This is a genomic window from Rivibacter subsaxonicus (assembly GCF_004217215.1).
Lineage (GTDB): Bacteria > Pseudomonadota > Gammaproteobacteria > Burkholderiales > Burkholderiaceae_C > Rivibacter > Rivibacter subsaxonicus.
The window spans coordinates 627,703-646,538 of sequence record NZ_SHKP01000006.1; the positions used below are offsets into that span (position 1 = coordinate 627,703).

Annotated in this window: 18 protein-coding genes; 6 read left to right on the forward strand and 12 right to left on the reverse strand. The window is 70.2% G+C overall.

Features of this window, described 5'->3' with window-relative positions; translation table 11 throughout:
* Window positions 1-4: 4 nt before the first annotated feature.
* The 5 genes from EV670_RS12895 to EV670_RS12915 all read right to left on the reverse strand — a co-directional run bounded on the left by EV670_RS12895 (window position 5) and on the right by EV670_RS12915 (window position 3,874).
* Window positions 5-301 (reverse strand): late competence development ComFB family protein, encoded by a 297-nt coding sequence (locus EV670_RS12895; RefSeq protein ID WP_130432670.1) that lies wholly within the window; start codon window positions 299-301, stop codon window positions 5-7.
* Between the two features lie 134 nt (window positions 302-435).
* Complete coding sequence (gene nadC / locus EV670_RS12900; RefSeq protein ID WP_130432672.1) at window positions 436-1,320, reverse strand: carboxylating nicotinate-nucleotide diphosphorylase; 885 nt, start codon at window positions 1,318-1,320, stop codon at window positions 436-438.
* Window positions 1,321-1,377: 57 nt separating this feature from the next.
* Window positions 1,378-1,827: a hypothetical protein gene (locus EV670_RS12905; RefSeq protein WP_130432674.1), complete on the reverse strand. Its 450-nt coding sequence runs from the start codon at window positions 1,825-1,827 to the stop codon at window positions 1,378-1,380.
* A gap of 30 nt (window positions 1,828-1,857) precedes the next feature.
* Window positions 1,858-2,970: a quinolinate synthase NadA gene (nadA, locus tag EV670_RS12910; RefSeq protein WP_130432676.1), complete on the reverse strand. Its 1,113-nt coding sequence runs from the start codon at window positions 2,968-2,970 to the stop codon at window positions 1,858-1,860.
* 28 nt (window positions 2,971-2,998) lie between these two features.
* The gene (locus EV670_RS12915) at window positions 2,999-3,874 is read right to left on the reverse strand and encodes an AraC family transcriptional regulator (protein WP_130432678.1); all 876 of its coding nucleotides are present in this window, start codon (window positions 3,872-3,874) and stop codon (window positions 2,999-3,001) included.
* Between the two features lie 64 nt (window positions 3,875-3,938).
* Here EV670_RS12915 and EV670_RS12920 point away from each other — a divergent pair, with 64 nt between their 5' ends.
* The 3 genes from EV670_RS12920 (at window position 3,939) to EV670_RS12930 (ending at window position 7,515) form a co-directional block, all read left to right on the forward strand.
* A complete protein-coding gene (locus EV670_RS12920) occupies window positions 3,939-5,213 on the forward strand; it encodes an MFS transporter (protein ID WP_130432680.1) in 1,275 nt (424 codons plus the stop codon).
* A 63-nt stretch (window positions 5,214-5,276) separates the two neighbouring features.
* The gene (locus EV670_RS12925; RefSeq protein ID WP_130432682.1) at window positions 5,277-7,010 is read left to right on the forward strand and encodes a thiamine pyrophosphate-binding protein; all 1,734 of its coding nucleotides are present in this window, start codon (window positions 5,277-5,279) and stop codon (window positions 7,008-7,010) included.
* 22 nt (window positions 7,011-7,032) lie between these two features.
* A complete protein-coding gene (locus EV670_RS12930; RefSeq protein ID WP_165393317.1) occupies window positions 7,033-7,515 on the forward strand; it encodes an META domain-containing protein in 483 nt (160 codons plus the stop codon).
* An 11-nt stretch (window positions 7,516-7,526) separates the two neighbouring features.
* On the opposite strand, the gene EV670_RS12935 is transcribed toward EV670_RS12930, so the two are convergent.
* Complete coding sequence (locus EV670_RS12935) at window positions 7,527-8,459, reverse strand: EamA family transporter (RefSeq protein WP_130432686.1); 933 nt, start codon at window positions 8,457-8,459, stop codon at window positions 7,527-7,529.
* A gap of 102 nt (window positions 8,460-8,561) precedes the next feature.
* Between EV670_RS12935 and EV670_RS12940 the strand changes: the two genes are divergently transcribed.
* Window positions 8,562-9,065: an Lrp/AsnC family transcriptional regulator gene (locus EV670_RS12940; RefSeq protein WP_130432861.1), complete on the forward strand. Its 504-nt coding sequence runs from the start codon at window positions 8,562-8,564 to the stop codon at window positions 9,063-9,065.
* A 39-nt stretch (window positions 9,066-9,104) separates the two neighbouring features.
* A complete protein-coding gene (gene rraA / locus EV670_RS12945; RefSeq protein WP_130432688.1) occupies window positions 9,105-9,644 on the forward strand; it encodes a ribonuclease E activity regulator RraA in 540 nt (179 codons plus the stop codon).
* A gap of 19 nt (window positions 9,645-9,663) precedes the next feature.
* Here rraA and EV670_RS12950 read toward each other — a convergent pair whose 3' ends face one another.
* The 3 genes from EV670_RS12950 to serB all read right to left on the reverse strand — a co-directional run bounded on the left by EV670_RS12950 (window position 9,664) and on the right by serB (window position 12,584).
* Window positions 9,664-11,190: a Na+/H+ antiporter NhaC family protein gene (locus EV670_RS12950; protein WP_207225059.1), complete on the reverse strand. Its 1,527-nt coding sequence runs from the start codon at window positions 11,188-11,190 to the stop codon at window positions 9,664-9,666.
* 111 nt (window positions 11,191-11,301) lie between these two features.
* On the reverse strand, window positions 11,302-11,880 hold the full coding sequence (locus EV670_RS12955) for a flavin reductase family protein (protein ID WP_130432690.1): 579 nt from the start codon (window positions 11,878-11,880) through the stop codon (window positions 11,302-11,304).
* Window positions 11,877-12,584, reverse strand: a complete 708-nt coding sequence (gene serB, locus EV670_RS12960; protein ID WP_130432692.1) for a phosphoserine phosphatase SerB — start codon at window positions 12,582-12,584, stop codon at window positions 11,877-11,879. The genes EV670_RS12955 and serB overlap by 4 nt, the downstream gene beginning before the upstream one ends.
* 75 nt (window positions 12,585-12,659) lie before the next feature.
* Between serB and EV670_RS12965 the strand changes: the two genes are divergently transcribed.
* A complete protein-coding gene (locus EV670_RS12965) occupies window positions 12,660-14,120 on the forward strand; it encodes a carotenoid oxygenase family protein (protein WP_130432694.1) in 1,461 nt (486 codons plus the stop codon).
* Window positions 14,121-14,211: 91 nt separating this feature from the next.
* Here the strand turns inward: EV670_RS12965 and EV670_RS12970 are convergent, their stop codons facing one another.
* The 3 genes from EV670_RS12970 to exaC all read right to left on the reverse strand — a co-directional run bounded on the left by EV670_RS12970 (window position 14,212) and on the right by exaC (window position 18,610).
* Entirely contained in the window at window positions 14,212-15,327 is a 1,116-nt protein-coding gene (locus EV670_RS12970) for a c-type cytochrome (RefSeq protein ID WP_130432696.1), read from the reverse strand.
* A gap of 5 nt (window positions 15,328-15,332) precedes the next feature.
* Complete coding sequence (locus tag EV670_RS12975; protein WP_130432698.1) at window positions 15,333-17,006, reverse strand: PQQ-dependent dehydrogenase, methanol/ethanol family; 1,674 nt, start codon at window positions 17,004-17,006, stop codon at window positions 15,333-15,335.
* Between the two features lie 80 nt (window positions 17,007-17,086).
* A complete protein-coding gene (gene exaC, locus EV670_RS12980) occupies window positions 17,087-18,610 on the reverse strand; it encodes an acetaldehyde dehydrogenase ExaC (protein ID WP_130432700.1) in 1,524 nt (507 codons plus the stop codon).
* Between the last annotated feature and the right edge of the window lie 226 nt (window positions 18,611-18,836).

The window sequence follows — 18,836 nt, forward strand, 5'->3', positions numbered from 1 at the left end:
GAGTTCAGCTCTTGGCGCGCATCGCCTCGCGCGCCTGGATGAAGCCCAGCGCATAGCGCACCGCCTCGTCGGCGGCCTGGCGCGCGGCCTCGCGCTCGGCCTCCGTCTCGTAGGACGAGAGGTGCTGGACGCCGTGCCGGATATAGCGCGACGGCAGCCGGTTGAGCGCGACGCAGGCCACGTCGGGCAACTGCTCGGCGTTGAGGCTGGGAAACTCGCGCGAGCGCAGCGCGATCGCCTGCAGCACCAGGCGCTCCTGGTGGTTGTGGATCGACGAGAAATCGGCGGCGGGCGTGCTCATCGCGCTTGAGGCAGGGCGGTCATCGGAGCGGCCGAGTGTGTCACTGCGGGTCGCCGCCGGACACCCCGCGGCTGCGTCAGCCGTGACGTGCTTCGCGGCGTCGCGGTCCGCGCGCCGGATCGCTGTGGTGCCGGTCAGACGACCTCGATGACGCGCATCGAGAAGTCGACCGCGCGCACGTCCTTGGTCAGCTTGCCGACCGAGATCCGGTCGACGCCGGTGGCGGCAATGGCGCGCAACTGTTCCAGCCCGACGCCGCCCGAAACCTCGAGCAGCGCGCGGTCGGCGGTCACGGCGACCGCCTCACGCATGCGGCCGAAGCTGAAGTTGTCGAGCAGCACGCTGGTCGCGCCCGCCTCGAGTGCCTCGACCAGTTGCTCGATGCTCTCGACCTCGACCTGGATGCCGACCTCCGGCGCCTCGCTGGCCACCAGCGCCTGCGCTGTGCGCAGCGCGGCAGCCACGCCGCCGGCCGCCGCGATGTGGTTCTCCTTGATCAGGATGCCGTCGTAGAGCGCCAGCCGCTGGTTCTGGCCGCCGCCGACGCGCACCGCGTGCTTCTGCGCCAGGCGCAGGCCGGGCACGGTCTTGCGCGTGTCGAGCACCGCGCAGCCGCGCGGCCGCGGCGAGGCGCCGTCGACCGCGCGCGCGAACTGGCGCGTGATGGTCGCGGTGCCCGAGAGCAGCTGCAGGAAGTTCAGCGCCGGCCGCTCGGCGGCGAGCAGCGCGCGGGCGTCGGCCTCGATGTGGCAGACCTCGCTGTCGGCCAGCATGTCGGCGCCTTCGTCCTGGTGCCAGCGGATCGTGGCCCGCGGATCGAGCGCCAGCAGGCAGCCCGCGAACCAGTCGCGCCCACACAGCACGGCGGTCTCGCGCACGATCACGCGCGCGCGCACCCGTTCGCCGGCCGGTGCCAGGCGGCCGGTCCAGTCGGCGACGCCGATGTCCTCGGCGAGCGCGTCGCGGATGTTGCGGGCGCGGGCCTCGTCGAGGCTTTCGTTGTGGTCGAAGCTCAGCATCTCAAGCTTGGGACAAGGTAGCGACCTGGCGATCGAGCGCTTGCCACTGGTTAGTGTTTACGACGCGACCGGCAGGCGCCGGACGACCTGTGCTGCGTCAAGGACGCAGAAAAGTTGATGCGGCTCGATCAGGCAGTGCCCTTCACCACGTGCCCAATGAAGCACGCGATGCGCGGCGTCTGCACCTTCCTCGCCGTCCGGGATGTGCACCCAGGCAAGTGGCTCGCCGAAGGCATAGGCCAGAAAGCGGCACGCACTGTGGCTACACCTTACGTCGGCCTCGAGCGACCTCGCTTCGCAGAATCGCTCGAACTCGTACTCAGACAACTCGCCCTCGCGAATGGCCGCCTGGAGGTTGTCCGAGTCGGTTTCGTCGGGAACACGCGACAGCCCGAGCACCACGTTCGGCGACAGGCCGAGCGCAAGCCGAGCAAGCTCGCTGACCACCTTTCCAAAGCCTGCAGGCAGGTCCTGACCCGGCGCGGACCACAACTCCAGCTCAATCACTCGAGGAGACTCGCGACGCACGACAGCCTTTCAGGCACTTCCGATGTTCGGCACGAAACCGCGCTGCGGCGTCGCCAGCGCGGCCGGGTTGGCACGTACGAAGTCGAGCATGCGCTCGATGCAGCCCAGCGCCTGGCCGCGCACCGGCTCGGGCACGAAGACCTCACCGTCGCCCGTCTCGAGACAGGAAGCGACACCCTGCAGCGCATTCATCGCCATCCACGGGCAATGGGCGCAGCTCTTGCAGGTGGCGCTGGTGCCGGCGGTCGGCGCCTCGAGCAGTGTCTTGCCGGGCGCGAGCTGGCGCATGCGGTGCAGGATGCCGTTGTCGGTGGCGACGATGTAGGTCGACGCCGTACCCTCGACCACGGCCTTGATCAGCTGCGAAGTCGAGCCCACCACGTCGGCCAGCTCGACCACGCGCCTGGGCGACTCGGGGTGTACCAACACCATCGCTTCGGGGTGCTCGCGCCGCATCAGCTCGAGCTCGAGGCCCTTGAACTCGTCGTGCACGATGCACTCGCCGTTCCACAGCAGCATGTCGGCGCCGGTTTCTTCCTGGATGTAGCGGCCGAGATGGCGGTCGGGCGCCCACAGGATCTTCTGGCCCTGCTCGTGCAGGTGACGCGCGATGGCCAGCGCGCAGGAACTGGTGACCATCCAGTCGGCGCGTGCCTTCACGGCGGCGCTGGTGTTGGCGTAGACCACGACCTTGCGATCCGGATGCGCATCGCAGAAGGCGGCGAAGTCATCCGCGGGGCAGCCGAGGTCGAGCGAGCAGGTGGCGTCGAGATCGGGCATCAGCACCCGCTTCTCGGGGCTCAGGATCTTGGCCGTCTCGCCCATGAAACGAACGCCGGCCACGACCAGCGTCCTGGCCGGATGCTCGCGGCCGAAGCGCGCCATCTCGAGCGAATCGCTGACGCAGCCGCCGGTCTCCAGCGCCAGGTCCTGCAGGTCGCCGTCGACGTAGTAGTGCGCCACCAGCACCGCATCGTGCTGCTTGAGCAGCGCCCTGGCGCGCGCCTTGGCGGCCTCGCGCTCAGGTGGCGTCAGCAGCGCGGGCACCTTGGCCCAAGCATGCGCGGTGCAACTTGCGCCGCTCGCGTCCTGGCGCGTGAAGTCGTAGAGAACTTGACTCATCTTGCAATTCTCGCAGGGCAGCGTGACATCAGATCGACGCGAAGAAGCGGCTTGGCGGCGCGCCGACCGAGCGCCGCACCATGGCCGAGAAGGCGCTCGGGCTGGCGTAGCCCAGTTCGGCGGCGATTTCGCTCATCGGCCGCTTGCGTGCCGCCAGCAGCAGCGCGCGGGCAAGCAGCACCTGCTGGCGCCATTGCAGAAAACTGGTGCCGAGCTCGTCGCGGAACAGGCGTGCGACGGTGCGCTCGCTGGCGCCGCTGTCGCGCGCCCAGCCGGCCAGCGTGGCGTGGCGCGTCGGCTCGTCGATCACCGCCTCGCACAGCGCGCGCAGTCGCTTGTCCTGCGGCAACGCCACGCCGAGCGGCACCGGCGCGGCCGCCTCGAGCTCGGCGCAGACCAGTTCGCCGAGCAACTGCTCGCGCCGGCGTTCGCTGGCGGCGGGTTGCGGCTGGCCGTCGGCCGCGGTCGGCAGCGCCAGCACCAGTGCGCGCAGCAGCGGCGAGACCTCGAGCACTCGGCAGCGCTCCCAGTCGACGCCAGCCGCCACCGCTTCGTCGCCGATCGCGGCCCGCGGCCCGCAGCGCGTGCGTGGCTGGTGCAGGTAGAGCGTGCGCAGTTCGCAGTCCTCGACCACCGTGATCGCATGCTCGACGCCGGGCGGAATCCAGACCGCACGCGAGGGCGGAACGAGGTAGGTGCCCTGCTGCGCGGTGAGCCGCATCACGCCGGTGGCCGAGAAGGCGAGCTGGGCCCAGGGATGGCTGTGCGGCTCGACTCGGGCTTCGGCTTCGAGCGCATGCTGCTTGGCGCGCAGCGGACGCGCCCGGGTCGGCGCGAACAGATGAGGCGTCAGCGGCGAGGTGAGCCGACCACGGGGGGCGGGGCGCGAGTGCTGCTTTGGCATGATTTCGACAGAGTTTGACGATCTATCGTAAGTCGGCCGCGGCGCCCACGCCTACAGTGAGGGCATGAGCAGCAGCACCTCGAGCCCCTCCGCGTCTCCCGCGGCTTCGGCCGTCGCCCGCAAGGACGTCCGAACCATCGGCCTCATCGGCCTCGCCCACGGCACCTCGCACTTCTTCCACATGCTGCTGCCGCCCATGTTCCCGTTCCTGATGCGGGACTTCGGCCTGAGCTACTCCGAGATGGGGCTGCTGGTCAGCGCCTTCTTCGTCGTCTCCGGCATCGGCCAGGCGCTGGCCGGCTTCCTGGTCGACCGGATCGGCGCTCGGCCGGTGCTGTTCGTCGCGCTCGGCTGCTTCGTCGCCGCCGCGCTCGCAGCGGCCGGTGCCAGCGGCTATCACGGCCTGCTGCTGGCGGCCATGCTGGCCGGCCTCGGCAACGCGCCCTTCCATCCGGTCGATTTCACGATCCTCAACAAGCGGGTTTCGGCGCCGCGCCTTGGTCACGCCTTCTCGGTGCACGGGATCAGCGGCAACCTCGGCTGGGCGGTGGCGCCGGTGTTCCTGACCGGGCTCGCCGCCGCCTTCGGCAACTGGCGCGCGGCCTACCTGGGCGCGGCACTGGTGGCGGCGCTGGTGCTGTTGCTGATGCTGCTCAATCGCGACGCGATCGACGATCGCCAGGGCGCGTGGACCCACGACGCCCACCATGCGCGCGCCGGTGCTGCGCAGGAGCATCCGATGGCCTTCCTGAAGCTGCCCTCGGTCTGGCTGTGCTTCTCGTTCTTTTTCTTCTCGACCGCGGCGCTGGCGGCGATCCAGAGCTTTGCCGGCCCGGCGCTGCAGCAGCTCCACGGCCTGCCGCTGTCGATCACCGCCTTCGTCGTCACCGCCTACATGCTGTGCGGCGCGGCCGGCATGGTGGTCGGTGGCTTTCTCGTGGTGCGGGTGGCGCGACTCGAGAAGCTGATCGCGCTGGCGATGAGTGCGGCGGCAGTGCTGCTGTTCGCGGCCGGCACCGGCCTGCTGCCCGGCCTGCTGGCGGCCGCCGTGGTGGCGCTGGCCGGTTTCGGCACCGGCCTGGCCGGGCCCTCGCGCGACATGCTGATCAAGCGCGCCGCGCCACCGGGTGCCACCGGCCGCGTCTACGGCACCGTCTACTCGGGTCTGGACCTGGGCTTTGCGGTGGCCGCGCCGGTCTTCGGCGCCATCCTCGACAGCGGCTGGCCCAACGGCGTGTTCTACGGCGCCGCGCTGTCGCTCGCGCTCGGCGTCGGATCGGCCTCGCTGGTCGGGCTGCGCGTGGCGCGACAGCGGCCGACGCTGACCGCCGCTGCGTAGTCGCCTGTGAGCGGCTAGGGCTGATCCGCAGCGATCGTCGGCCCGCGGTCGCTACAGTGGTGCATGCCTGATCCCCGCACTCCACGCCTCGGCGGCCATGTTCTCGTCGAGGCCCTGATCGAGCAGGGCATCGAGACCTGCTTCGGCGTTCCCGGCGAAAGCTACCTGCCGGTGCTCGACGGCTTCTTCGAGCATGGCGAGCGCATCCGCTTCATCGCCTGTCGCAACGAGGGCGGTGCGGCCTTCATGGCCGAGGCCGGCGCCAAGCTCAGCGGCCGGCCCGGCATCTGCTTCGTCACCCGCGGGCCGGGCGCGACCAACGCCAGCATCGGCCTGCACACGGCCTTCCAGGACAGCACGCCACTGATCCTGTTCATCGGCCAGGTCGGCACCGAGGTGCGCGACCGCGAGGCCTTCCAGGAACTCGACTACCGCGCCGTCTTCGGCCCCAACAGCGGCGGCTTCGCCAAGTGGGTGGCCGAGGTGCCGAGCGCCGGCCGGCTGCCCGAGTACGTGGCGCGGGCGTTCCATATCGCGCAGCAGGGCCGGCCAGGACCGGTGGTGCTGGCGCTGCCCGAAGAGGTTCTGACCGCCGTGACCGCCGCGCCGGTGCTGCCGCGCGTCGAGCCGGCACAGGCCTGGCCGGCGCCGGGCGCGCTGCGCGATCTGCGCGCCATGCTGCTGGCGGCCGAGCGCCCCCTGGTGATCGCCGGCGGCAGCGGCTGGACGCCCGAGGCCACGCGCGCACTGGAGCGCTTTGCCGAGGGCTGGCAACTGCCGGTGGGCTGCGCCTTCCGCCGCCAGGACCTGTTCGACCCCGAGCATCCGCTGTGCGCCGGGCATGTGGGCATCGGCATCGATCCGAAGCTGGCCAAGCGGGTGCGCGAGGCCGACCTGATCATCGCGCTCGGCGCCCGGCTCGACGAGATGACGACCGGGACCTACACGCTGATCGAATCACCGCGGCCGCGCCAGAAGCTGATCCACATCCACGCCGGCGCCGAGGAACTGGGCCGGGTCTTCGCCGCCGACCTGCTGCTGCAGTCGAGCATGGGCCATGCGGCCAAGGCGCTCGAGACGCTGGCAGCGCCGCCGCAGATCGGCTGGCTGGCCTGGGCCCGGGCGACCAACGCCGACCATCGCGCCAACCTGGAGGGCGGCGAGCCGGTCGCGCCGATCGACCTGGCCGAGGTCGTGCGCGCGGTGCATGCACTGGCGCCCGATGCCGTCATCTGCAACGGCGCCGGCAACTTCAGCGGATGGGTCCACCGCTTTCACCTCTATCCGGTGCTGCATCGCCATGGCCGCAGCCAGCTGGCGCCGACCTCGGGCGCGATGGGTTATGGGCTGCCGGCGGCGGTGGCGGCCAGCCTGCTGCAACCCGGGCGTCCGGCGATCTGCTTTGCCGGCGACGGCGACTTCCTGATGAACGGCCAGGAACTGGCGACCGCGACCGCCCATGGCGGGCGGCCGATCGTGGTGGTCGTCGACAACGGCAGCTACGGCACGATCCGCATGCACCAGGAGCGCGAGTTCCCGCAGCGGGTCAGCGGCACGGCGCTGGCCAATCCCGACTTCGCGGCGCTGGCGCGCGCCTACGGCTGGGTCGGCGAGCGCATCGAGCAGACCGCCGCCTTCGCGCCGGCGCTCGCGGCGGCGCTGGCGCGGCGCGAACCAACGCTGTTGCACCTGCCTGTCGATCCCGAACTCAGCACCAGCCGCCAGAGCCTGTCGCAGATTCGCGCCGCGGCCTTGCGTGCGCGCGGCGATGCGGGCACGCTGGGGCCGTCGTCATGAACGGCAGTTCCGGAGTTCTCCCATGCGTGCAGTTCAACCCGTCTCGCGCCGGCCCTGGCTGGCCGCGCTGTTCGCCGGCATCGGCCTGGTCTCGAGCGCCTGCAACATGACGCCGGCGGCCAAGAGCCCGGAAGTCGCGGGCCCCAAGCCCAACATCTTCGGCGACTGGCTGATCGAGTCCGTCGAGACGCGGCCGGTGATCGACTCCAGCCCGGCCCGGCTGAGCTTCGGCGCCGACGCCCGCGTCACCGGCAATGCGAGCTGCAACAGCCTGATGGGCACCTTCAAGCAGAGCGGCGCGGCGATTGCGATCGACAACGTGGCGACGACCCGCCGCCTGTGCGCCGAGGCGCAGATGGAGCAGGAGAAGCGCGTGCTCGGCGCGGTCTCGCGCGTCAACAGCGCGGCGCTGGTCAACGGCCTGCTCGAACTCAGCGGCGACGGCAAGCTGCTGATTCGCGCCGCGCCGGCCTCGGCCGCGAAGGCCGCGAGCGCGCCGGGCTGAGTCCGTCCCGCTCAGGCCGCGGCGCGCTGCGACCGGGCCTGCCCCGCCAGCAGCAGCACCACGCCGAGCAGCACCACGCCGGCCGACAGCCATTCGCCGCGGCTGACCGCCTCGCCGCCCAGCGTGGTGCCCAGCAGCAGCGCGATCACCGGGTTCACGTAGCAGTAGCTCGAGGCGAGTTGCGGCGCGCGCGCCAGCAGCACCATGTAGGCGTTGAAGGCGATCAGCGAGCCGGCCACGACCAGGTAGATCCAGGACGCCACCGCCAGCGGCTCGGGCGGCCATTGCGCGGCCAGTACCGGCCACTCGTCGGCGATGGTCGCCATCAGCAGCAGCACGAGGCCGCCGCAGATCATCTCGCTGGCAAAGCCCATCGCGCCGGGTGCCAGCGGCAGGCGCTTCTGGCTCAGCAGGCTGCCGATCGTCCAGGTCAGGCAGGCCAGCGCGATCGCGACCAGGCCCGCGGTCGAGCCGCCGAAGCCCTGGCCCTGCGTCAGCAGCAGCACGCCGAGCAGCCCGATGCCGATGCCGACCGCCTCCAGCCGGCGCGGCCAGTGGCCCATCAGGGCCTGGCCGGCCGCCATCATCACCGGCACGATCGCGATGAAGGCGACCACCAGGCCGGAGCCCACGCTCTGCTCGGCAAAGGCGGTGCCGCCCATGCCGCCGCCGAGCATCAGCGCGCCGAGCACCAGCGCATGACGCCACTGGCGCGCGTCGGGCCAGGGTGCGCGGCGCACCCAGCGCATCCAGGCCGCCAGCAGCAGGCCGGCGACGATGAAGCGCGAGCCCATGCCGACGAAGGGTGGAAAACTCGCCAGCGAGAACTTGATCGCCAGGTAGGTCGAGCCCCAGACCAGCCAGGTCGCGGCCAGGCACAGCAGGATCAGCGGTGGCAGCGGCTGCAGGTGCCGGCGCGGGAGGGGGATGCTCAGGCTCGTCATGGCCAGCATGGTAAAAACGCAGCGCGACGCTATCGAGATGGGCTTGCAGGAAGAATCTCATCTCGAGTTTGAGAATCACCGAAAAACCTGGTCTTTGCCTTGATTGCTCAAGATCTGCCCGTTCTCGACAGCTATGACACGCGGATCCTGTCGGAACTGCAGGCCGACGCGCGGCTGTCGATGGCCGAACTCGGCCGCCGCGTCCACCTGAGCCAGCCGGCGGTGACCGAGCGCGTGCGCAAGCTCGAGGGCGCGGGCGTCATCACCGGCTACCGCGCGGTGGTCGACCCGACGCGGCTGGGCTACGGCATCCGCGCGATCGTGCGCGTCGGCCGTTGCGAGTACCCCGAGGTGATGCGCCGCATCGAGAAGCTGCCCGAAGTCCGCAGCGCCTGGAACGTGACCGGCGAGGACAGCTGGGTCATGGAGATCGCGGTGCGCGACGTGGCCCATCTCGATGCGGTGCTGTGGAACTTGTCCGACCTCACCGAGACCTCGACCTCGGTGATCTTGCGCACGCCGCGCGACCACCAGCCGCTGCTGCCGCCGCGCGCCATCTCCGAGGTGCCGGCCGCCAGGGCGGCGCGCGAGCGGCGCAAGAGCTGAACCCGCGCGGCGCCGCGCCCAATTCCGAGGGAACCGTCCATGACCGATACCGCCCCCCGCTTCGTCCCCACCTGCGACCTGTGCGACGTGCACAAGGCCGACAGCAGCGGCGCCTTCCGCGTGCTGCCACCGGTGTTCCTCGACTTCGGCGCGGTCGAGCGCTTCTGCGGCGAGGTGGTCACGGTCAAGTGCTTCGAGGACAACTCGCTGGTCAAGGCGGCGGTCGAGTCGCCGGGCGAGCAGCGGGTGCTGGTGGTCGACGGCGGCGGCTCGCTGCGGCGTGCGCTGCTCGGCGGCAACCTCGGCGCCGCGGCGGTGCGCAACGGCTGGGCCGGGATCGTGATCGACGGCTGCGTGCGCGACGTGGCCGAGTTGGAGGAATGCGAGATCGGCATCCGCGCACTGGCCTCGATGCCGCTGCCGACCGAGAAGCGCGGCGAGGGCCAGCGCGACCTACCGGTAGAGATCCAGGGCGTGCGGGTGCATCCCGGCGACTGGCTCTACGCCGACGAGGATGGCATCGTCGTGCTCGAGCAGCCGGAGAAGCTGATGCTGGCCCGCGCCAGGCGCGGGCGCTGAGCCGGGCGCCGCGCGCGCTTCAGCCCTCGGCGGCCTGGCCGGCTTGCGGGCCCGGCGCCGTCGCCGGCTGCGCGACTTCCGGTTCGATGAGGTGCGGCTCGATGCGCTCGATCTTGAAGCCGGTGATGCCGTAGAGCAGGCTCAGCAGCGGGCTGAAGATGCAGAAAAAGGCGAACGGCAGGTAAAGCAGCGTCGGCACGCCGAGCGCGGCGGCCATGAAGGCGCCGCAGGAGTTCCACGGCACCAGCGGCGAGGTCACGGTGCCGCCGTCGGCCGCCAGGCGCGACAGGTTGGTCGGCGCCAGGCCACGCTTGGCGAACTCGGCGCGGAACACGCGCGCCGGCAGCACGAGCGCGATGTACTGGTCGCCGGCCACGATGTTCAGCCCGAGCGAGCAGCCCAGCACGGTGGCGAACAGGCGCCCGGTGGTCTTGGCCGCGTAGAGCAGCGGGTTGATCAGCCGCATGATCAGCCCGAACTCGTCGAGCAGCGTGCCGAAGGTGACGGCGCCGAAGATGATCCACAGCGTCGAGAGCATGCTGCTCATGCCGCCGCGCGACAGCAGCTGGTCGATCTCGGCGACGCCGGTCTGGATGTGGAAGCCGGTGGCCATGGCCAGCCAGGTCGCCTTGATCGCGGTCAGCAGCGGCCCGCCCGGCTCGCCGACGAAGTTGTGGAGCACCTGCGGCTGGAGGATGGCGCCGGTCAGCCCCGCGGTCAGCGCCGCCGCCATCAGCGCGAGCGAGGCCGGCACCTTGCGGAACGACAGCAGCATCAGCAACGCCAGCGGCAGCAGGTTCCACAGCGTGATGTTGAACATCTCGCCGAGCTTGCCGAGCTCGATCTCGGTAGAGACGCCGTCGACGACCTCCGGCCCGAAGCCCAGGCCGAGCAGCGCGAACAGGACGAGCCCGATCAGGAACGCCGGCACCGAGGTCCAGGCCTGGCGCCTGATGTGCTCGGGCACCGTGACCTTGACCAGCTGCGCGGTCAGGATCGTGGTTTCAGACAAGGGCGAGAGCTTGTCGCCGAGGTAGGCGCCCGAGATCACGGCGCCGGCCGTGATGGCCGGCGAGACACCGAGCAGGACGCCGATGCCGACCAGGCCGGCGCCGATGGTGGATGCGGTGGTCCAGCTGCTGCCGATGACCATCGCGATCGCGCCGCAGATCAAGGCGCTGGCCGCGTAGAACCAGCTCGGTTCGAGCAGCTGGATGCCCAGGTAGACCAGCGTCGGGATCGTGCCCGACATGTTCCAGGTGCCGATCAGCGCGCCCACCGCGAGCAGGATGAACACCGCGCTCGTCACCGAGGCCATGGCCCGTTGGCCCGAGGCCTGCACCGCCTCCCACGAATGGCCGTTCTTGAGCGCGATGATCGCGGCCACCATCGTGCACAGCACCAGCGCGGTCTGGATCGGGCCGCTCAGCGCGCCCAGCCCGAACAGGGCGAGCGAGCCGCCGATCAGCACCGCCAGCGTCACCAGGGGAATGAGCGCATCGGCCAGCGAGGGCTCGCGGATCGGGCGGGCTTGAACGGCATTCAACGCGGAACTCCTGGGCAGGCCCGACGGGCAGCGGTGTCGACTCCTCGGATCGCCGCATCTTCGCGGGCCGACCCTGCCAGTGCAAGCCCGCTCCGGAATGCTTCGGCCTTTTTAGCCGCTCACCATCGCTCCCGGCAGGAAGTAGTTGCCACCGGCCACGTGATGCAGCGTGCGCAGCTCGTCGTGTCCGTCGAAGACCCAGCGTCCGGCCCGCCAGACACGCGGGTCGGCCCAGGCGGCCGTGACCTCGCCGAGGAACAGGTCGTAGTTCTGCTGTAGTTGTGGCTCGGGCAGCAGGCGGCAGTCGAGCCAGGCGACGCAGCCCTCGACCAGCGTTGCGTCGGGGATGTCGGCGTAGCGCAGGCCGTCGAGCGTCGCCGCCTTGTCAATCTCACGGCCGCTGCAAGCGCCGATGCGGGTGACCAGCGCCGCCTGGGCGCGGCAGGGCACCGACAGCGTGAAGCGCCCCGAGGCCTCGACCAGCCCGCGCGTGAAGGTGCTCTTGTCGATCACCACTGCAATCTTGGGGGGCGTGAAGTCGAGCGGCATGTTCCACGCCGCCGCCATCACGTTGCGCACGCCGCCATGCCGGGCGCCGACCAGCACCGTCGGGCCGTGGTTCAGCAGGCGGTAGGCCTTGGCGAGTTCGACCTCGACCCGGGCCGATCGGTCCGCGGTGGCGAAGTTCACGGTCGCACGACCTCGAGCAGCCGGTCGAGCCCGCCGCTCTCGATCGAGACCATCGCCTGCTCGCGCACCGCGGGCTTGGCGTGGTAGGCCACGGAGAGCCCCGCCGCGCCCATCATCGGCAGGTCGTTGGCGCCGTCGCCCATCGCGATCGACTGCTTCGGGTCGACGCCGAGCGCGGCGCAGGTCTCGAGCAGCATCTTGCGTTTCTCGGCGCCGTCGCAGATGTCGCCCCAGGGCTGGTCGACCAGCGTGCCGTCGAGCTTGCCGTCGACGATGCCGAGCACGTTGCTGCGCGTGAAGTCGAGTTGCAGCCGGTCGCGCAGGCGGTCCGTGAAGAAGGTGAAGCCGCCCGAGACCAGCAGCGTCTTCAGCCCGGCCGCCTGGCAGCCGCGCACCAGCGCCTCGGCGCCGGGGTTCAGCCGCAGGCGCCGCGTGTAGACGTCTTCCAGCGCCGCCGCCGGCACGCCGGCGAGCAGCGCCACGCGCCGGCGCAGGCTTTCCTTGTAGTCGGCGATCTCGCCGCGCATCGCGGCCTCGGTGATAGCAGCCACTTCGGCCTTGCGGCCCGCGGCGTCGGCGATCTCGTCCACGCACTCGATGTTGATCAGCGTCGAGTCCATGTCGAAGGCGATCAGGCGGAAGTCGGCCAGTTGCAGCGGCGGCGTGAATCCGCGCAGGTGGAGACCGTGAGCGAAGAATTGCATGGCTCTGTATAGGGAGTGCGGGTCGGCGAAAGCCGACTAGTCTATGCGGCAGTCCTCGCCATTCAGGAGTCACCCATGGCCGCGGTGCTGGAACGCCCCGAGTCGAAGCCGCGCGTCGAGCCGGCACTGCCCGGCCGCCTGCGCGGCTTCCAGTCCGGCGCGCGCGAGATCGACGACGCGCCGATGCGGGTGCACGGCACGCTGCCGGGCTGGCTGCGCGGGCGCCTGCTGCTCAACGGCCCGGCGCTGTGGGAGCTGCCCAAGGGCCAGTACGAGCACTGGTTCGACGGGCTGGCGATGCTGCACGGCATCGCGATCAATGGCGGAGCCGGCACGGCGCGCTATCGCAGCCGCTTCCAGCACAGCGAGGACTACCTGCGTAGCATCGCGCTCGGCGCACCGGCGCTCGGCGCCTTCGACACGCCCAAGCACGATCGCTGGTTCACCCGCGTGATCTCGCCGCGCAACACCGACAACGGCGCCGTCGTGATGGCACGCATCGGCGAGGACTGGATCTCGATGACAGAGACGCCGATGGTGACCGAGTTCGACGCCGCGACGCTGACCACCATCGGCCGCGTCCGCTTCGAGGACGATCTGCACATCGACCTGATGGCCGCGCATGGCTTCACCGATGCCGATGGCAACTGGTGGAACGTGGGCATCCAGCTCGGCCCCAAGTCGGTCTACCGCCTGTTCCGCGTTGCCGCCGGTACGCGCCGGCGCGAGCCGCGTGGCGAGATCAGGGTCGCGCAGGCCGGCTACCTGCATGCCTTTGCCCGCAGCGAGCGCCACGCGCTGGTCTGGGAATGCGCGCTGCGGGCCCAGCCGCTGAGCCTGCGTTTCAGCGGCAAGCCCTACATTCGCGCCTTCAAATGGGACGCCGGCGGCGGCTCGATGCTGCATGCGATCAGTCTCGACGACGGTTCGGTGCGCAGCTGGGCCCTGCCTCCCATCTTCTGCTTTCACGCGGTGCAGGCCTGGGAGCAGGGCGACGAGATCCTCGTCGAGCTGATCACCTACGAGGACGCGAGCGTCGTCGACGATCTGCGCCTGCAGCCCTTGCGCAACTGCGCACCGCAGCAGGTGCTGCCGCAACTGGTGCGCTACCGCCTGCGGCCCGGGCACTCGGACGCGCTGCCCGAACTGGTGGCCGCCGGCGTCGAGCTGCCGCAGGTGCACCCCGCGCGCATCGGTGCCGGGGCGGCGACCTGCATGTGGGGCAGCGGGCTCGACCCCGAGCGGCGTGCGACCTTTCTCGACCGCACCGTGCGGCTGGACCTGCGCAGCGGCGAGCGCCGCGTCTGGCAGCGACCGAACGCGGTGCAACTCGAGCCGTTGTTCGTGCCGCGGCCGGGCAGTGCGGTCGAAGACGACGGCGTGCTGCTGGTGCCGACCCTGGCCGATGGCGACACCGGCGGCATGATTGGCGTGCTCGATGCACGCAGCCTCGAAGGTCTGGCGATGCTGGAGGCGCCGCAGGTGATCCCCTTCGGCTTCCACGCCGCATTCGAGCCAGCGGCGCAGTCGTTCTGATCGGGCGCCTGGCCGGCGGTCGAGGCCGCCAGCTTTGGGCGCGCAGCGGCCAATCGAGCGCTCACGCGCCCGGCTTGGCATCCGGGTTTCCTCACTTCTCCTGGATGGTCCGCAGGTAGCCGAGGATGTCGCTCAGATCCTGGTGCGTGAACACCTCCTTCCATGCCGGCATGCCCTTGCTCGGACGGCCGCCGTTGACGGTCGTGAAGTAGGTCTCCTCGAGCTGCTCGCCGTACTTCAGCTGCAGGCGGCGCAGGTTGATCTTGCGGTCCTCGACCACGCCGCTCGGACCGTGGCAATGGGCGCAGGTGCTGTTGAAGATCTCCTTGCCCTTGCCCGGGTCGACGCGCCGGGCATCGGCGGTCGCAGCTGCGGCCGGCGATGCCAGCGCTTCGGCCAGCGCCAACTGCTGCGACCCCGCGGCCGCCAGCACGACCGGCGCGCCGGCGGTCACCGCGTACTTGGCACTCAGTTCGCGGATGCGTGGTGCCAGCGCCGGCAGCACGGCGTCGACCTCGTCGCGCAGGCCGGGCTGCTTGTTCGACAGCCCGATCGCGGCCTGGAACTGCAGCTGCGGCCCTTGCACCGGCACGAGCCTGTAGCGCTCGTTCAGCAGCACGCGGTTGATGTAGCCGGCACTCGCGCCCCACAGAAAGGCCGCGTCGGCCTCGCCGGCGGCCAGGCGGCGCATCGCCTCTTCGGGGTCCATCGCCGTCACCGACGTGATGTCGCTGCGCGCGGCCAGCAGGCCCTGCGGCGGCGAGCCGAACTGGACCGCCACGCGCAGGCCCTTCAGGTCGTCGATGCTGCGCGCCGGGCTGTCCGGCGGCAGCACCAGCGCGTAGCCCAGCTGCAGGATCGGCTGCGTGAAGATCAGCCGCGGCCCCATGAAGCCGGCTTCGGCGGGCAGGCCGACGGCCAGATCGCATTGGCCGGCGAGCAGCGTCGTGCGCAGGTTGCGCTTGCCGAAGATGCTGAGCGACCACACGGTGTGCAGCGGCCGGCCCAGCGCCTGCGCGACCGCGCTGCCGATCTCGACGTACAGCCCGGGCGCAGCCGGGTCGGCCGTGCTGCTGCTGAACGGCAGGTTCGCGGGGTCGGCGCACAGGCGCAGCGGCGATGCGGAGGCAGGCGCCACCGCAGCCTGCGAGGCGGCTGCCCCGCAGGCCAGGGCAGCCGCCAGTCCGAGGATTTGAACGGCACGCATCGCAATTACTCCGAGAAGACGAAGAGCGCGCCGCCTTCGGGCGTGGCCTCCGTCATCTTCTTGCCGACGTCACCGAGGAAGGCCGGGATCGCCGCCGTGCGACCGACGACCACCGCCACGTACTGCTTGCCGTTCACCGAGTAGCTGATCGGCCCGGCACCGATGCCCGAGCCGAGCGGCATCTTCCAGAGTTCCTTGCCGTTCTTCGCGTCGTAGGCGTGGAAGACGCCGTGCAGGTCGCCCCAGAAGGTCAGGCCGCCGGCGGTGGTCAGCGTGCCGCCGTTGAACGGCAGGTCGGTCTTGACGCCCCAGACCTTCTTCTGCGCCACCGGGTCCCAGGCCACCAGCTCGCCCATGTAGCCGCCGGGGCCGGGCACGGTCGGGAAGTCGGCGCCGAGATAGAACACGCCCTTGCGGTAGTTCACCTCCGAGACCGACCAGTCCATGCAGACGTTGTTGGTCGGGATGTAGACCAGGCCCGTGCCGGGGTTGAACGACATCGGCTGCCAGTTCTTGCCGCCGATCAGGTTCGGGCAGATGCCCTTGGCCGGCCGGCCGGGGCCGGGGCGCTTGTCGGCCACCTCGTCGGGCTTGCCGGTCGCGATGTCGATCTTGTTGGCCCAGGTCGTCGGCACGTACTTCTCGGCCGAGACGATCTTGCCGTTGTCGCGGTTCACCACGTAGAAGAAGCCGTTGCGGTCGGCCTTCATGTAGACCGGCGTCTTCGCGCCCTTGACGTTCAGGTCGGCCAGCACCAGCTCGTTGACGCCGTCGTAGTCCCAGGCATCGGCCGGCGTCGCCTGCACCCACCACTTGATCTTGCCGGTGGCGGCGTCGAAGGCCACGGTGCTGGCCGAGTACAGGTTGGTCAGCTTGCCGTAGTTGCCGTCGCCGCTGCTGCGCACCACGGTGTTCCACGGACCGGGGTTCGAGGTGCCCCAGAACACGGTGTCGGTCTTCGCGTCGTAGCTGCCGATCAGCCACGCCACCGCGCCGCCATGCTGCCAGCTGTCGCCCTTCCAGCTGTCGTTGCCGGCTTCGCCGGGACCGGGCACGGTCCAGGTCTTCCAGATCTCCTTGCCGGTGGCGATGTCGTAGGCCTGGAGGCTGCCGCGCGCGCCGTACTCGCCGCCGCCGAAGCCGGTGATGACCATGTTGCGCACCACCAGCGGCGGCGAGGTGATCACCGAGCCCTGCTTGTAGTCGACCACCGTCGTCGTCCACAGCTCCTTGCCGGTGGCGGCATCGACCGCCGAGAGTTTGCCGTCGAGGCGACCGACGAAGATCTTGCCGTCGGCATAGGTCACGCCGCGGTTGTTGACGTCGCAGCAGGCGTACTGCAGCGTGTCGTCGGGCACATCGGGCTGGTAGGTCCACTTGGTGGCGCCGGTGCGGGCGTCGACGGCGTAGACGTATTTCGGGCCCCACGAGGTGCTGACGTACATCGTGTCGCCGATGACGATCGGCGAGGACTCGTTGGAGCGCAGCGAGCCGAGCTGCAGCGAGAAGGCCAGCTTGAGCTGCCCGACGTTGGACGGGTTGATCTGCGCCAGCGGCGAGTAGCGGGTGTTGTCGTAGCCGTGGCCATACATCGGCCAGCCTTCGTCGGCGGCATGCGCGGCGCCGGTGGCCAGCAGCAAGGCGCCGACGAGCGCGATGAGGGTGCGTTTGCGGTTCATGGGTTTGTCTCCGGAATGTGGATGTGCGTTCGAGCCCCTCGATCCCGCGTCGCGGCAGAGGGGTCGGCCAGCCGCTGCGATCAGAAGAAGCCGAGCTTGTCCGGCGAGTAGCTCACCAGCAGGTTCTTTGTCTGCTGGTAGTGGTCGAGCATCATCTTGTGGGTCTCGCGGCCGATGCCCGATTCCTTGTAGCCACCGAAGGTCGCGTGCGCCGGATAGGCGTGGTAGCAGTTGGTCCAGACACGGCCGGCCTTGATGCCGCGACCCATGCGGTAGGCGGTGTTGCTGTCGCGGGTCCAGACCCCGGCGCCCAGGCCGTAGGGCGTGTCGTTGGCGATGGCCAGCGCTTCGGCTTCGGTCCTGAAGGTGGTCACGGCCAGCACCGGGCCGAAGATCTCCTCGCGGAAGATGCGCATGCTGTTGTCGCCCTTGAACAGCGTCGGCTGGATGTAGTAGCCGCCGGCCAGGTCACCGCCGAGCTCGGCGCGGCCGCCACCGGTCAGCAGCTGCGCACCTTCCTGCCTGCCGATGTCCATGTAGGTCAGGATCCTGTCCATCTGCACCGCCGAGGCCTGCGCACCCATCATCGTGTCGGTGTCCAGCGGGCTGCCCTGCTTGATCGCCTGCACGCGCTTCAATGCCTTGGCGATGAACTTGTCGTAGATCGATTCGTGGATCAGCGCGCGGCTCGGGCAGGTGCAGACCTCGCCCTGGTTGAAGGCGAACAGCACCAGGCCTTCGATGGCCTTGTCGAGGAAGGCATCGTCGTGGTCGGCGACGTCGGCGAAGAACACGTTCGGGCTCTTGCCGCCGAGCTCCAGCGTCGCCGGGATCAGGTTGGTGGCGGCGGCCTGCGCGATGACGCGGCCGGTGGCCGTGCTGCCGGTGAAGGCGATCTTGCCGATGCGCTTGCTCTGCGCCAGCGGCATGCCCGCCTCGCGGCCGTAGCCGTTGACGATGTTCAGCACGCCCGGTGGCAACAGGTCGGCAATCAGCTCGGCCAGCACCAGGATGCTGACCGGCGTGCTCTCGGCAGGCTTGAGCACCACGCAGTTGCCGGCGCCCAGCGCCGGGGCCAGCTTCCAGGCCGCCATCAGGATCGGGAAGTTCCACGGAATGATCTGGCCGACCACGCCCAGCGGCTCGTGGAAGTGATAGGCGATGGTGTTCTCGTCGATCTCGCTCAGCGCGCCCTCCTGCGCACGGACGCAGCCGGCGAAGTAGCGGAAGTGGTCGACGGCCAGCGGGATGTCGGCGTTCAGCGTCTCGCGGATCGGCTTGCCGTTGTCCACCGTCTCGGCGTAGGCCAGCAGCTCGAGGTTCTTCTCCAGCCGGTCGGCGATCTTCAGCAGCACGCCGGCGCGTTCGCCGGCGCTGGTGCGGCCCCAGGCGTCGGCCGCGGCGTGGGCGGCGTCGAGCGCGAGTTCGATGTCTTCGGCGGTGGAGCGCGCGGCCCGGGTGTAGACGCTGCCGTCGATCGGCGTGATCACTTCGAAGTACTGGCCCTTGACCGGTGGCACGAACTTGCCGTTGATGAAGTTGTCGTAGACCGGCTTGAAGACGAGCTTGGCGTTCGGCGTGTTGGGTTTGGCGTAGAGGGTCATGTTCTGTCTCCGTCCGGTAGGTGGGCTGCAAGGAGCTGGGCAAACCGGGCACTGCGCCAGCCGGGCGGGCCCCATCGCAAAGGGTGTGCCAGCGCTCGCTGGGCCCGGTTCGGCCCGATCTTGCGCAAGAACACGGTCAGGAACGGGCCGCACACTGCGTCGCCGGCGCCCGCCGCTGAACACCTGTCACACGTTGGGACAGGTGCACACCCGATTGGCGCCGAAC